The sequence below is a fragment of the Lacimicrobium sp. SS2-24 genome, from assembly GCF_002201535.1.
In the GTDB taxonomy this organism is placed as follows: Bacteria; Pseudomonadota; Gammaproteobacteria; order Enterobacterales; family Alteromonadaceae; genus Lacimicrobium.
In genome coordinates, this window is record NZ_NIWW01000001.1 from 109710 (window position 1) to 123883 (window position 14174).

Sequence of the window (14174 nt, forward strand, 5' to 3'; positions counted from 1 at the left end):
TCATCGGGATTTAAGTAGAATAGCACTCCTATGACAGATTCAATATCACCAAAAGTACAATTTATCTCTGTGGATCCGGAGCTGGAGGGGCAAAGAATAGATAATTTTTTGCGAACTCAGCTCAAGGGCGTACCCAAGAGTCTGATTTATCGTATTTTGCGCAAAGGCGAAGTGCGCGTAAACAAGAAACGTATCAAGCCTGACTACAAACTTCAGGCCAATGATCAGGTACGGATTCCTCCGGTGAAAACCGCAGAAAAAAATGAAGGGCCTTCAGCCAAACTCGACAAAGTGTCGGCGCTGGAATCCTGTATTCTGTACGAAGATGAACTGCTGATTGCCATCAATAAGCCCTCAGGTATGGCGGTGCACGGTGGCAGCGGATTAAGTTTTGGCGTGATTGAGGCGTTAAGGGCACTGCGTCCTCAGGATAAGTTTCTGGAACTGGTGCACCGGCTCGACAGAGACACATCGGGGTGTTTGCTGGTGGCAAAACGGCGCTCCTGTCTCAAGGCCTTGCACGAACAACTGCGCAATAAGCAAGTGGACAAGCGCTATCAGGCCCTGGTGGCAGGCAACTGGCCAGAGAGCCGCCACAAGGTTAAGGCGCCGCTACATAAAAATACGCTCAAATCCGGCGAGCGCATGGTGTCAGTAGAAGCCGAAGGTAAAGCCTCTGAGACACGCTTTCGGGTGCTGGAGCAATTCGAGAACGCCTCATTGGTTGAAGCGTTTCCGGTAACGGGTCGTACTCATCAAATTCGTGTGCATTGCCTGCATGCCGGCCATCCTATTGCATGCGACAGTAAGTATGGCGATGAGCATTTCGACAAGAGAATGCGGCAGTTGGGGCTTAATCGTTTGTTCCTGCATGCCGGTAGTATCAGCTTTGTACATCCGAAAAGCGGCGAGACCATGAAGTTGCAGGCCCCGTTGGAGCCTTCTTTATGTAAAGCCCTGGATGCCCTGCGCAAGTAGCAACGAAGAATATGTATAAATTAGTCATCTTTGATTGGGACGGGACCTTGATGGATTCATGCGGGCGTATTGTGTCTGCGATGCAAACCAGTGCCCGTCGAGCAGGGCTTGCGGTACCCGAAGAAGCAGCTGTGCGCGATATTATCGGAATCAGTTTGCGTCCGGCCATCGCCAGACTGTTTGGAGATCTCTCCACCGAGCAATCAGAACACCTGTTTGAGCTGTATCGTCAGGAGTATGTGGAGAACGATTCGACGCCCACACCGCTTTTTGATGGTGCCCTGGGGTTGTTGCAACACATACAAGACCGTCAGTTGATGATGGCAGTGGCAACGGGCAAGGCACGCAGGGGACTCAAGCGGGTTTGGCAGGAAACCGGCACCGGGCATTATTTCAGTGCTTCGCGCTGCGGTGATGAAACCCGCTCCAAACCAGACCCTGACATGCTGCAACAGATTTTGACCGAGCTTAATGTACAACCCCATGAAGCGGTTATGATCGGTGACACCTGCTATGACCTGCATATGGCGGAGCAGCTTAATATGGATCGTATCGGGGTTAGCTTCGGTGTGCATGAAAGTGAAAGGTTGCGACAACATCGTCCCAAAGCCATTGTGGACTCACTGACAGACATTACCGCGCTAATTTGAGTCGTCATTGGCACAGTAAAACGCATCAAAACAAAAACAACCCTCACTCAGGGGGAGTGTTAAAAACATTATCTGCGCAGGGCACACACAGAATCGGCAAGTATTCTTTGGGCGCGTTTTCTGCTAAGGCTTTTGCCTTACAACAAAGGTGTCAAGGCTGTGCCCGCCGTGTGCACGTTGTCTTGACCCGTAGCGTTGTTTGAGAACAACGAAAGCCCCAGCACGTCGCGCATTCGTGTTACTCAATGAAAATCGTACTTTGTTAACCTTGATCCTGAGACAGATTGCGCTTTTTTTATGAATTCTATTAAGCCAGAATGGCGTATTGGATAGTGTTTACGTGCCGACATGGGTTTGGCCCAAATAACAGGAAAAAAAGATGCCTAAGGCCAGTGAGATTAAAAAGAACAATACCATCGTGTTTAACGGCAAAACCTGTATCGTCAGGGATATAGAGCGCTCAGTACCGCAGGGGCGTGCCGGCGGAAGTATTTATCGTATGCGTATGTATGATGTGGTCAGCGGCGCTAAGTTCGACGAGACCTTTAAAGATTCAGATATGCTCGACATGGCTGATCTGAACCGTCGCCCCGTGATGTTCTCTTATCTGGATGGCGATGAGTATGTATTTTTAGACACCGAAGACTACACCCCTTATCACCTGAACAAAGACAGCATTGCGGATGAGGTTTTGTTTTTCAATGAAGATACCGACGGCATGCAGGTGCTGATTGTCTCCGATCAGCCGGTTGCCCTGGATTTACCCAAAAGTGTTGAGCTGGAAGTCGTGGAAACTGACCCGTCAATCAAAGGGGCATCCGCTACTTCCCGGACCAAACCTGCGACCTTGTCCACGGGGTTAGTGGTTCAGGTGCCGGAATACATTTCCACGGGCGAACGGGTAAAAATCAATACCGAGGAGCGTAAGTTCCAGAGCCGGGCGGAAAAATAGGGCATCTGTTCAGGTTGTGAATTCATAACCCAAGCGCTGATGCTCCGACGGCTACAGCAGTGCATCAATGCCTTTATTACGTAACATTTCGCTCAGTAAAATCAGGGGCAGACCAATCAGGCTGTTTGGATCGCGCCCTTGCAGACGCTCAAAAAGACAAATCCCCAGTCCTTCGCTTTTAAAACTACCGGCACAATTATAAGGCTGTTCTTTTCGCAGATAGCCTTCAATTTGTTGTTGGCTTAAAGGACGAAACACCACATCGAAAGGTTCTACCTGAAGCTGGTAACTGCCGTCTTCGCTGTCCATTAGGCATAACCCCGTGTAGAAGCGCACGGTTTTGCCGCTGGCCGCGTTCAGTTGTTCCACCGCTTTGTCATGGTCAAGGGGTTTGCCAATGATGTCACCATCGATACAGGCCACCTGATCAGAACCGATGATAAGTGCATGAGGGTGCGCTGCGATAATACTTTGAGCTTTATGCTTTGCCAGACGCCTGACTAATTGTTCTGCGGTCTCGTCAGGGTGGGGCGTTTCGTCACAATGGGGAGTATCACACTCAAAAGGCAGGCCGAGCTTTTGCAGACAAGCTCTGCGGTATTGTGACGTCGATGCGAGGACGATGTTTTTCACCACTAGGTTCCAAAACGGGTTGATGCTGCTTAAATGGTATCAATAATCGGGTTTAAGAGCAGCCTATCCCCTTTCGACAATGGCTTGATCATAGTATATTTTCTTTGACTCTCCCCCCTTCAGGCTATATGATGCGCGCCCTATGCAGAAAGTGAAACTGCCCAAGCAGCTTGATCCAGTCAGAAATGCCATGAAACGCGCCGAGTATATCGGGGTGTATCAGGCCAGTGACATGGTCAGATTGCAGCAAGCAGTGGCATCGGCAGACAGCGACATTGATGTAGAAGTCAGCTTCAGTAAAGACGCGCAGGAACTGGCTTTTTTTGAAGGTCGTCTGAAAGCACAGGTGTCACTTATCTGTGAAAGGTGTAATGAACCTTTCGCTCATCACTTGGACGTGTCATTTTGCTATTGTCCTGTAAAGGATGGGCAAGACATGGATGAGTTACCGGAGGCTTACGAGCCGGTTGAAGTTGATGAACATGGAGAAATCAATTTACTCCAGCTTTTAGAAGACGAGTTGATTTTAGCTTTACCCATTGTGGCCTTCCACGCAGAAGAAGATTGCAAACGGGGAGCGGATGAAATGAGTTTTGGAGAAATTGAACCGGTCGCTGAGCGTCCAAACCCCTTTGCGGTGTTGAAAGAACTTAAGCGAGATCAGGAGTAGGTAATGGCGGTACAACAGAATCGTAAAACCCGTTCAAAGCGTGGCATGCGTCGTTCGCATGATGCCTTAACAGCGGAAACCTTGTCTGTAGATTCCACGTCAGGTGAGACGCATCGTCGTCATCACGTAACAGCTGACGGTTACTACAAAGGCAAAAAAGTCATCGCAAACTAAGCGAGCTGACTTTGACAGATCTAACCATTGCGTTAGATATGATGGGGGGGGATAACGGCCCCCCCGTTACTATCGAAGCCGCAGTCCTTGCGGTGAAAGAATTTCCATATCTTAAACTTATCCTTTGTGGTGACAGTCAGACCATCCGTGATGGACTGGACCGCTATACGGATCTTCCCGAGCAGCGTTTACAGATCCTGCATACCGAGCAGCAGGTGGAAATGGACGAACGGCCCAGCAGCGCCTTGCGTAACAAGCAAAACTCTTCCATGCGACGCGCACTGGAGTTGGTAGAGCAAGGCGAAGCGGACGCCTGTGTCAGCGCAGGTAATACCGGGGCCTTGTTAGCCATGGCCTATTATGTGCTGAAAACCCTGCCCGGTATTGATCGCCCAGCATTGATTTCCTCATTACCCACTTCCGGAAAACAGAAAGTTTACCTTCTCGATCTCGGAGCGAATGTGAACAGTGATTCTGAGATCCTGTTTCAGTATGCGGTGATGGGATCGGTGATGGCCGAAGAAGTGGAGGGCATCAACAGGCCACGTGTAGGCTTGCTGAATGTGGGTGAAGAACAGATTAAAGGCAATGATCAGGTTAAGCACACCGCCCAGATCCTCTCTACCGTGCCGAGTATCAATTACATTGGCTATGTAGAGGGCAACGATATTTTCACGGGCAAAGCCGATGTCGTCGTGACCGATGGTTTTGTCGGCAATATTGCCCTGAAGGCCTGTGAGGGCCTGGGAAAATTGATTCTTGGCGAGGTTAAACGGGTATCAGGCAAAAACTTACTCACCCGTATGATGGCCAGACTGGCATTACCCATTCTCAGAAAAATCTACAACAGGGTGAACCCCGACCAGTACAACGGCGCGAGTCTGATAGGATTGCGCGGAATTGTTGTGAAGAGCCACGGTAATGCCTCCAGCGAAGCCTTACTTTATGCCATTAAAGAGGCCATAAACGAGGTTAACAGGCAGGTTCCGACAAAAATCAAACATAAAATAGAAACCCTTCTAATGGAAAGGCCGTGAATCATGTATTCGAGAATTATTGGCACCGGTAGTTACTATCCCAGTCAGGTACGCACAAACGCAGATCTGGAACAGATGGTCGATACCAATGACGAGTGGATAACCGACCGCACAGGTATTAAAGAACGGCGCATTATTGGTGAAAACGAAACCGCCGCTACTATGGGTGCTGAGGCATCTAAAAAGGCCATAGAAGCGGCCGGTATCGATCCTGGCAGCATTGATATGATTGTCTGCGCGACCACCAGCCATAGTAAGGCACTTCCCAGCGCAGCGTGTGATATTCAGAAAATCCTTGGCCTGGATGGGATTCCAGCCTTTGATGTGGCCGCCGCCTGTGCCGGCTATTGTTATGCATTGAGTGTGGCCGATCAGTATATTAAGTCCGGCATGAGCAAACGTATTCTGGTGATCGGCACAGATTGCCTGAGCAGACTGGTATCACCTGAAGACCGGACCATGGTCATCCTGTTTGGTGACGGAGCAGGGGCGACATTAATCGAAGCCAGTGAAGAGCCGGGTATATTATCTACCCACATTCATGCCGCAGGCTCCTACAATGATCTGCTCTATGTCGGTAATCCTGAACGTGGCAATGAGCAATCTGTGCATGACAACTGGGGTGTCATGAAAGGCAATGAAGTGTTTAAAGTGGCTGTGACTAAACTGAGCGAAGTGGTTGAACAGACACTCCAGGCCAACAACATGCAAAAATCCGATCTGGATTGGCTGGTACCCCATCAGGCTAATTTCCGCATCATAAAGGCCACGGCGAAAAAACTGGAAATGCCGATGGAGCGTGTCGTCATGACACTGCAGGATTATGGCAACACGTCTGCCGCAACCGTACCCACCGCGCTGGATACCGCCATTCGTGACGGCCGCATTCAGCGTGGTCATAATTTGCTGCTGGAAGCCTTTGGCGGCGGTTTTGCCTGGGCTTCGGCATTAGTGCGTTATTAAAAATAATTCTCCACAGAGATAAACAACAAGTATTCAGTTTTCAGCTATCAGTGAAGAGCGGTTCAAGCAGCACGATCGTTTCCTGACAACTAATAACTTTTATTTCTGTGGCAATAAAAATCAGGAGAGAAGTTATGTCAAAAACCGCATTTATTTTTCCGGGGCAGGGCTCTCAGACACTGGGAATGCTGGCGGAACTTGCCGCTGCATTTCCTCAGGTGGAAGAAACCTTCAAAGAGGCCAGTGACGTACTAGGCTATGATCTGTGGCATTTAACACAGCAAGGGCCGGAAGCGGATTTAAATCAGACCCAACGCACGCAGCCAGCGTTGTTGGCGGCCAGCGTCGCCATCTGGCGAGTGCTGCAAGCTCAGGGCGCGGTGAAACCAGATGTACTCGCCGGTCATAGTCTGGGTGAGTATTCGGCACTGGTGTGTGCAGGCGTGCTGGATTTTAGCGATGCTATCAGACTGACAGCCCAGCGCGGTGAATTTATGCAGCAGGCGGTGCCTGAAGGTGTTGGCGCCATGGCCGCGATTATTGGTCTGGATGATGATGCAGTAGAACGGGCCTGTGCCGAAGCTGCCGGTGATGAGGTGGTCTCTGCTGTGAACTACAACAGCCCGGGCCAGGTTGTCATTGCCGGTCATAAAGATGCAGTCGAGCGCGCCATGCAGGCCTGTAAAGAGGCTGGTGCCAAACGGGCGTTGCCTTTACCGGTCAGCGTACCATCGCACTGCGCACTGATGAAACCCGCTGCAGATAGGCTTGCTACAGAATTGGAGTCACTCAATTTTAATGCGCCTGTCATACCTGTTATCAATAATGTGGATGTCATAGCGCAACAGGAATCAAAACAGATAAAAGAGGCCTTGGTGCGTCAGCTTTTCAGCCCGGTACGCTGGACTGAAAGTGTAGAAAAGATGGCCGCTGACGGTGTCACTCAGCTTTATGAAATAGGCCCGGGTAAAGTTCTGACCGGACTGGCGAAACGGATCGATAAGAGCCTGAGTTGTGATGCAATCAATACCCCACAAGGGATTCAGGCACTAACAGAAAAAGGTGAATAAATGTCTGATTTAAATGGTAAAGTTGCTCTGGTTACCGGTGCCAGTCGTGGCATTGGGAAAGCCATTGCCGAAGTACTGGCTGGGCAGGGGGCTACGGTTATCGGTACCGCCACATCAGAATCTGGTGCAGCCAGAATATCTGAGTATCTTGGCGAGTCCGGCAAGGGCCTGGCGCTGAATGTCACGGAACCTGAGCAAATTGAGGCCGTGTTGGCGCAGATTAAATCACAGTTCGGTGACCCGGACATTCTGATTAATAATGCCGGTATTACCCGCGACAACCTGCTTATGCGCATGAAGGATGATGAGTGGCAGAGCATTATGGACACCAATCTGACATCCATTTTCCGCATGTCCAAAGCGGTACTGCGTGGCATGATGAAAAAACGTCAGGGTAGAATTGTTAATATTGGCTCTGTAGTGGGTACCTCAGGTAACCCCGGTCAGGCCAACTATGCTGCCGCTAAAGCTGGTGTGATTGGTTTTTCCAAGTCACTGGCTCGTGAAGTGGCCTCACGTGGCGTGACGGTCAATACGGTAGCGCCGGGTTTTATCGACACCGATATGACCCAGTCGCTCACCGATGAGCAAAAAGAAGCGATTTTCAAGGATATTCCGGCCAATCGCCTGGGTGATCCAAAAGAAATTGCCGCCACGGTCGCCTTTTTGGTGTCCGATGGCGCCGCCTATATCACGGGTGAGACCATTCATGTGAATGGTGGTATGTTGATGGCCTGATAAAGGCCTGTTAATGAATATTTTTTGTGCTAGATTGTGGTTTGACCAGAAAAAAACTTTACGCTGTAGCTTGCAAGGCCTTAACTTGCAAAATACACTACTGCCAAATTTATACATCTAGCGTCACTTTTAAGGGAAAACTAGAATTATGAGTAACATCGAAGAACGCGTAATCAAAATTATCGTTGAGCAACTTGGCGTTAAAGAAGAAGAAGTCAAGTCTGAAGCCTCCTTCGTCGACGATCTGGGCGCTGATTCACTGGATACAGTAGAGTTGGTAATGGCGCTGGAAGAAGAGTTTGATACTGAGATTCCGGATGAAGAAGCCGAGAAAATCACCACTGTTCAGTCAGCCATTGACTACATCAACGCTCACAAAGACGCGTAAGAATAAGAAAGAAACGGCTCACTCTGAGCCGTTTTTCCTTCCCACCACCACGCACAGCACAATGAACCATTCAGGGCGCCCCCGGCCTACCACGGCTGCACATTCTGGGCGACAAACCTCAGATGAATACCATGTTGGCTTTCGCTTAGCGTTATTGAATGTTTTAGTGTCTGGTGTGTCTGGTAATAACCTTTCCTCTCGGAGGCCATCGTGTCCAAACGTCGTGTTGTTGTAACAGGTCTTGGCATGCTTTCACCTTTAGGGTTGGATGTCAGCACTACCTGGAATGCTCTGCTTGCCGGTAAAAGTGGTATTGGCAATCTTGAAACCTTCGATGTCAGTCAGTTTTCTACCCGTTTTGCCGGTGTAGTCAAAGGCTTTGATGTAGAGCAGTATATGTCAAAGAAAGAGAGTAAAAAGATGGATCTTTTTATTCAGTATGGCATCGCTGCTGGCATGCAAGCGCTTAAAGATTCCGGACTGCAGGTGCAGGAAGCGAATGCAGAACGGATTGGCGTTGCCATCGGTTCAGGTATTGGCGGACTGGGACTGATTGAAGAGAACCATTCAAAATTACTGGCTTCAGGGCCACGTAAAATTTCGCCATTTTTTGTTCCTTCCACCATCACTAATATGATTTCCGGCTTTTTGTCGATTATGGAAGGACTCAAAGGTCCCAATCTGAATATTGTGACTGCCTGTACTACGGGTGTACATAATATTGGAGTGGCAGCCAGAACCATTGCCTACGGTGATGCCGATGCCATGCTGGCCGGCGGTGCTGAAGCGGCCATCACGCCGCTGGGATTAGGCGGATTTGCTGCCGCCAGGGCTTTGTCGTCTCGAAACGATGATCCGCAGGCCGCCAGTCGCCCATGGGACAGAGACAGAGATGGCTTTGTTATGGGCGATGGTGCAGGTGTCGTGATGCTTGAGGAATACGAACAGGCTAAGGCTCGTGGTGCCAAAATTTATGCGGAGCTGGTCGGTTTTGGCATGAGCGGAGACGCTCACCATATGACGTCGCCACCGGAAGATGGTGACGGTGCAGCGCGCTCTATGGACAATGCTCTTAAAGATGCGCAGGTGAACGCCGAGCAGGTGGGTTATATCAATGCCCATGGCACCTCGACTCCCGCCGGAGATGTAGCAGAAGCAAAAGCGGTAAAACGTGTTTTTGCCAATGCCGCAGACAGGGTGCTGGTGAGCTCAACCAAGTCCATGACCGGTCATTTACTTGGGGCGGCAGGTGCAGTGGAAGCGATCTTTACCGCACTGGCTCTGGTTGATCAGAAAGTACCCCCGACCATTAATCTGGATAATCCCGATGAGGGCTGCGATCTGGATTTTGTCCCGCACACGGCAAGGGATGTAAACATGGAGTATGCGCTGTGTAATTCCTTTGGTTTTGGCGGGACCAACGGCTCCTTGCTGTTTAAAAAAATCTGAACCTGATACACATTAGGCACTGATCACGTACTTAAAAGCCTGTAGAGTAATAACTCTGACAGGCTTTTTTATGAGCATGAGAAACTGCTGTTCACACAGTCAGGGGACGGATATCGCAGCGTATGACAAAGGTTTTAGTAAACGGACAGTGCCAGGACCATCTTCCTGTTGCGGATAGGGCGGTACAGTATGGTGATGGTGTGTTCACCACGATTAAAGTGGAAAACGGTAAGCCACAACTTGCTGCGCGGCACTACACACGCTTAAAGCACGGGCTGTTACAGCTGAATATTTCGTATCCTGACTTCGCTGCACTGGAGACGGAAGTGGACAGTTTAGCTGACGACATCGGCCAGGGTGTGCTTAAGGTGCTGATCAGCCGGGGCCAGGGCGGCAGAGGCTATCAGGCACCCTCATCCCCCAAGCCGCTGCGCATACTAAGCGTTCATGACATCCCTGAGCACTATGCACAATGGCAGGATGCAGGGATACGTCTGGGGCTGAGTCAGCACACATTGGCTTGCCAGCCACAACTGGCGGGCATTAAGCACCTCAATCGCCTTGAGCAGGTTCTGGTTAAGCAGGAAACAACAGAGCCTGAGGTCGATGATGTGCTGGTCTGTGATACGCAAGGCATGATGGTGGAATGTTCCGCCTCAAACCTGTTCTGGCAAAGTAACGGGATATGGTACACCCCTGATCTGAGTGAAGCCGGTGTTGATGGTGTTATGCGCCAGCATCTGTTAGCGCGCTTTCGCGACAAGGGAATTATGGTTAATCAGGTAGCCGCGCCACCTTGCGTGTTGAAGTGTGCACAGGCTGTATTTATCTGCAATAGCCTGATGGGGATGGTGCCTGTCACTCGCTTTCAAAGTACAGCGTACGATATTAAGAAAGTGAAGCAATTGAGTAGGGAAATGCTGTGAAAATTCTTAAAGGGTTGCTAATTTTACTGATCTTGTTTTCGTTAGCGGTAGGGCTGACGTATCGCTATGTGATGCAACAGGTGAGTCAGCCGTTAACTCTTGAGCAGCCTTTAGAATATACCCTTGAGCGGGGACAACATGTGCGTCACCTGCTCCACGATTTACGCGAGCAGGAGATGATCCCCAGTCGATTTGCGGCGCGCGTACTGTTAAAGCTAAAACCGGAACTGGCGAGGGTAAAAGCCGGTACCTATGACATCACACCCGGTATGAGTCTGCTTGAACTGCTCAATAAACTGGTAGCCGGAGAAGAAAAACTCTATACTATTCAGTTGGTTGAAGGGTTCCGCTGGCAAGACTGGTTGGCACAGATGCAGCAACATCCCAAGCTCGATGCATCAAAGCTGAATGAGGGGTTTATTGCAGAGCTGGAGCCAAAAGGCGGCTCTCTTGAGGGCTGGCTGATGCCTGACACCTATCACTTTGCCCGGGGAACCGACGCCAGAACCATCGTCAGGCAGGCCTATCAGCGGATGCAGACGTTTTTGCAGCAAGCCTGGCTGGAGGGGCACCCGGACCTGCCTTATGCCAATGCCTATGAGGCGCTGATCATGGCGTCCATTATCGAAAAAGAGACAGGACTGGCCGAAGAGCGTCCGCGCATTGCGGCGGTGTTTGTAAACCGTCTGCGTCGCAATATGCGGCTTCAGACTGACCCTACGGTCATCTATGGTATGGGTGATGACTTTGATGGCAATATCCGGCGCAAAGACTTACGCGAACCGACAGATTACAATACCTATGTGATTAAGGGCCTGCCGCCCACACCCATTGCTATGCCCAGTGCCGATGCGGTAAGGGCAGCGGTAAACCCGATTGACAGCGATGAGCTGTATTTTGTTTCCCGCAACGATGGTAGCCACGTTTTTTCCACTAACCTTGCCGATCACAACAAGGCAGTGAGAGAATATCAGCTTAATCAAAAGTAACGGCTGACATAAGTTGCCAGTTATCAGTGCCTTTTCCGATGACTTAAAGCTGATAGCTGAAAACTTTTACAGTGCCTCTGCGGTAAATTGAGTGACATAAAAGGTCTCTGGATGACCGATAACTACCTCGGGCATGACGAACAGTGTTGAAGTTGAGTATTCGTGTTGTTGGTAAACAATAAAGTATTACACAGCAGAGAAAGAGGATTGATAAGCTATGTGCCCTAAATCCCTCGGTGTTCTCTGTGCTTCTGTGGTGAATGAAGAATATGCCCGGTAAATTTATTGTCATTGAAGGTCTCGAAGGGGCCGGTAAGAGCTCGGCGGTGGCGCTGGTGAGAGACTGCATCGAGGGCGCGGGCCATGAGCTGGTGTGTACCCGGGAACCCGGCGGCACGCCAATGGCTGAGGCCATACGTGAATGCGTTAAACACCCCTGGCAGGAGCAGGTAACCACCGAGGCCGAATTATTACTGATGTATGCAGCCCGTGTGCAATTACTGGAGAATGTCATTCGCCCGGCCTTGGCAAAAGGGCAGTGGGTACTGGGCGATCGTCACGATTTATCCTCTCGTGCCTATCAGGGTGGAGGGCGACAGGTTGATGACAGTTTGATGGAGAGTCTGCGTCAGATCAGCTTAAAAGGCTTTACCCCGGATCTGACCTTGTATCTGGATGTCGACCCACAAATAGGCCTGGAAAGGGCCCGCGGGCGAGGTGAACTGGACAGAATCGAACAATCCGGTTTGGCGTTTTTCCAGCGCACGCGGGACAAATACCTGCAACTGGCAGCCGAAGATGATCGTATCAGGGTGATTGACGCCATGCAGTCTTTAGAGCTGGTACACAAACAGATCCGCGCTACCGTAGATGGTTTTTTACAATGATATATCCGTGGTTTGAAAATGTTTTCACGCAGCTGACAGCGCGTAGCCAGAAGCGTCAGCTTCACCATGGTTTATTATTACTTGGCCCGCAGGGACTGGGGAAAGGGGATTTCGCGCAAGAGCTTGGCGGATACCTGTTATGTCGACAGCCGCAGACTAACCGCTGTGGTACTTGTCAGTCATGTCAGTTGTTTGCGGCGAACTCTCATCCTGACTTTTATCAAATCCAGAGCGACAAGCAAATCGGTGTAGACGATATCCGTCAGGCAGGCACTAAGCTCAGCGGTATGGCGCAACTTTCCGGCGCTAAGGTGCAGATCATTCACCAGGCGCATACCATGACAGAATCTGCATCCAATGCCTTATTGAAAACCCTTGAGGAGCCGGGGCAAGAGACGTATATATTGCTCACCAGCCATAAGCCTGAGCGCCTGTTAGCAACCATTCTTAGCCGCTGCGAGAAAATCCGCTTGCCCAGACCCGATATCGAACAAACCCGAACCTGGTTACAGGCGCAGCAATTACAGGCAGAGCCAGAATTGCTGGATATGTATGGTGAGTCGCCCTTACAGTTAAAAATCCTGTTAGAGGATACCGACACTCTGCACTATGGTGAGTTTAAAAAGCAGCTTGATGATCTGGAAGCGGGTAAAACCAGCGCATTGGATCTGGCGACGGCCTGGCAGGAACAGGCAGAGAGAATGCTCAGCTGGTTGCAGTTTGACCTTCTGCAGCGGTTAAAACAACAGCCTCGCAGTGATACAATCCTGCACCTTTGCAGTCAGTGTAGCGATGCGAAATCCCAGGTCAGTCATCCTGGCTTAAACAAAATGCTGTTGCTCAACAGCGTACTGCAATGCTTAACTCCATTGAGGAACTGAAGTTGTGTATGTAGATTCTCATTGTCATCTTGATCGTCTTGGTCAATCACCAGAACAATTAGCTCAGACTCTGGATAAAGCCCGAGCAGCCGGAGTCGAACATTTTCTTTGTGTGAGCGTGTCAGTAAAAGACTATGACAGTATGCATGCGGCTGTTAATGACTTTAACGATGTGTCGGTATCATGCGGGGTTCACCCACTGCATCAGGAAGACGCCTGCAGTTACGATGAGCTGCTGGAAAAGGCCCAACGCCCCGAGGTGGTGGCAATTGGTGAAACCGGGCTGGACTATTACTACAGTGCCGATACCCGTGAGGTACAAAAGCAGTCCTTTATCGATCATATCAAGGTGGCAAATGAACTTAACAAGCCACTGATTATTCATACCCGCGATGCCCGCGAAGACACCATCGCCTTGCTTAAAGAGCACAAGGCAGCACACACCAAAGGCGTATTGCACTGCTTTACAGAAAGCCTGGAAATGGCAGAGCAGGCCATGGCAATGGATTTTTCTATCTCCATTTCCGGCATTGTCACCTTTAAGGCCGCTGAAGAGCTTAAACAGGTGGTTAAAGCCCTGCCGCTCGATCGTTTACTGATTGAAACCGACTCGCCCTGGCTGGCACCGGTGCCGCACAGGGGAAAGAAAAATCAGCCCGCTTACGTGACTGATGTGGCGCAATACATTGCCGATCTCAAAGAAATGCCGGTAGCTGAACTGGCCCGTATCACCACGGATAATTTCTACTCGTTATTTGACCGTATTCCCCGATAATCCGTTTCAGGACC

The 14174-nt window shown here is 50.2% G+C and carries 17 protein-coding genes; 16 read left to right on the forward strand and 1 reads right to left on the reverse strand.

From position 1 onward, the window contains the following. The first annotated feature begins 30 nt into the window (after positions 1-30). The 3 genes from rluC (at position 31) to yeiP (ending at position 2580) form a co-directional block, all read left to right on the forward strand. Positions 31-978 (forward strand): 23S rRNA pseudouridine(955/2504/2580) synthase RluC, encoded by a 948-nt coding sequence (gene rluC, locus CCY32_RS00385; protein WP_088328385.1) that lies wholly within the window; start codon positions 31-33, stop codon positions 976-978. A gap of 11 nt (positions 979-989) precedes the next feature. After that, positions 990-1628 (forward strand): HAD-IA family hydrolase, encoded by a 639-nt coding sequence (locus CCY32_RS00390; protein ID WP_088328386.1) that lies wholly within the window; start codon positions 990-992, stop codon positions 1626-1628. Between the two features lie 379 nt (positions 1629-2007). Further along, complete coding sequence (gene yeiP, locus CCY32_RS00395) at positions 2008-2580, forward strand: elongation factor P-like protein YeiP (RefSeq protein WP_088328387.1); 573 nt, start codon at positions 2008-2010, stop codon at positions 2578-2580. A 51-nt stretch (positions 2581-2631) separates the two neighbouring features. On the opposite strand, the gene CCY32_RS00400 is transcribed toward yeiP, so the two are convergent. Next, positions 2632-3216 (reverse strand): nucleoside triphosphate pyrophosphatase, encoded by a 585-nt coding sequence (locus tag CCY32_RS00400; RefSeq protein ID WP_281492494.1) that lies wholly within the window; start codon positions 3214-3216, stop codon positions 2632-2634. A 139-nt stretch (positions 3217-3355) separates the two neighbouring features. On the opposite strand from CCY32_RS00400, the gene yceD reads away from it, so the two are divergent. From yceD to CCY32_RS00465, 13 genes are all read left to right on the forward strand, one after another. Further along, positions 3356-3883: a 23S rRNA accumulation protein YceD gene (gene yceD, locus CCY32_RS00405; protein WP_088328388.1), complete on the forward strand. Its 528-nt coding sequence runs from the start codon at positions 3356-3358 to the stop codon at positions 3881-3883. 3 nt (positions 3884-3886) lie between these two features. Next, positions 3887-4057, forward strand: a complete 171-nt coding sequence (rpmF, locus tag CCY32_RS00410; RefSeq protein ID WP_088328389.1) for a 50S ribosomal protein L32 — start codon at positions 3887-3889, stop codon at positions 4055-4057. An 11-nt stretch (positions 4058-4068) separates the two neighbouring features. Next, positions 4069-5094 carry a phosphate acyltransferase PlsX gene (gene plsX, locus CCY32_RS00415; protein ID WP_088328390.1) on the forward strand — a complete coding sequence of 342 codons (1026 nt, stop codon included), beginning with the start codon at positions 4069-4071 and terminating at the stop codon, positions 5092-5094. A 3-nt stretch (positions 5095-5097) separates the two neighbouring features. Beyond that, the gene (locus CCY32_RS00420; RefSeq protein ID WP_088328391.1) at positions 5098-6057 is read left to right on the forward strand and encodes a beta-ketoacyl-ACP synthase III; all 960 of its coding nucleotides are present in this window, start codon (positions 5098-5100) and stop codon (positions 6055-6057) included. A gap of 134 nt (positions 6058-6191) precedes the next feature. Then, positions 6192-7127: an ACP S-malonyltransferase gene (fabD, locus tag CCY32_RS00425; RefSeq protein WP_088328392.1), complete on the forward strand. Its 936-nt coding sequence runs from the start codon at positions 6192-6194 to the stop codon at positions 7125-7127. After that, the gene (gene fabG, locus CCY32_RS00430) at positions 7128-7865 is read left to right on the forward strand and encodes a 3-oxoacyl-ACP reductase FabG (protein ID WP_088328393.1); all 738 of its coding nucleotides are present in this window, start codon (positions 7128-7130) and stop codon (positions 7863-7865) included. Positions 7866-8013: 148 nt separating this feature from the next. Further along, entirely contained in the window at positions 8014-8253 is a 240-nt protein-coding gene (gene acpP / locus CCY32_RS00435) for an acyl carrier protein (RefSeq protein ID WP_062479413.1), read from the forward strand. A gap of 210 nt (positions 8254-8463) precedes the next feature. Next, positions 8464-9702 carry a beta-ketoacyl-ACP synthase II gene (gene fabF, locus CCY32_RS00440; protein ID WP_088328394.1) on the forward strand — a complete coding sequence of 413 codons (1239 nt, stop codon included), beginning with the start codon at positions 8464-8466 and terminating at the stop codon, positions 9700-9702. Between the two features lie 122 nt (positions 9703-9824). Continuing rightward, positions 9825-10628 carry an aminodeoxychorismate lyase gene (gene pabC, locus CCY32_RS00445; protein WP_088328395.1) on the forward strand — a complete coding sequence of 268 codons (804 nt, stop codon included), beginning with the start codon at positions 9825-9827 and terminating at the stop codon, positions 10626-10628. Further along, positions 10625-11617, forward strand: a complete 993-nt coding sequence (mltG, locus tag CCY32_RS00450) for an endolytic transglycosylase MltG (protein WP_088328396.1) — start codon at positions 10625-10627, stop codon at positions 11615-11617. The genes pabC and mltG overlap by 4 nt, the downstream gene beginning before the upstream one ends. 269 nt (positions 11618-11886) lie before the next feature. Further along, a complete protein-coding gene (gene tmk / locus CCY32_RS00455) occupies positions 11887-12504 on the forward strand; it encodes a dTMP kinase (RefSeq protein ID WP_088329199.1) in 618 nt (205 codons plus the stop codon). After that, positions 12501-13385: a DNA polymerase III subunit delta' gene (gene holB, locus CCY32_RS00460; protein ID WP_088328397.1), complete on the forward strand. Its 885-nt coding sequence runs from the start codon at positions 12501-12503 to the stop codon at positions 13383-13385. The genes tmk and holB overlap by 4 nt, the downstream gene beginning before the upstream one ends. Before the next feature lie 4 nt (positions 13386-13389). Beyond that, positions 13390-14160 (forward strand): TatD family hydrolase, encoded by a 771-nt coding sequence (locus CCY32_RS00465; RefSeq protein WP_088328398.1) that lies wholly within the window; start codon positions 13390-13392, stop codon positions 14158-14160. Positions 14161-14174: the final 14 nt, after the last annotated feature.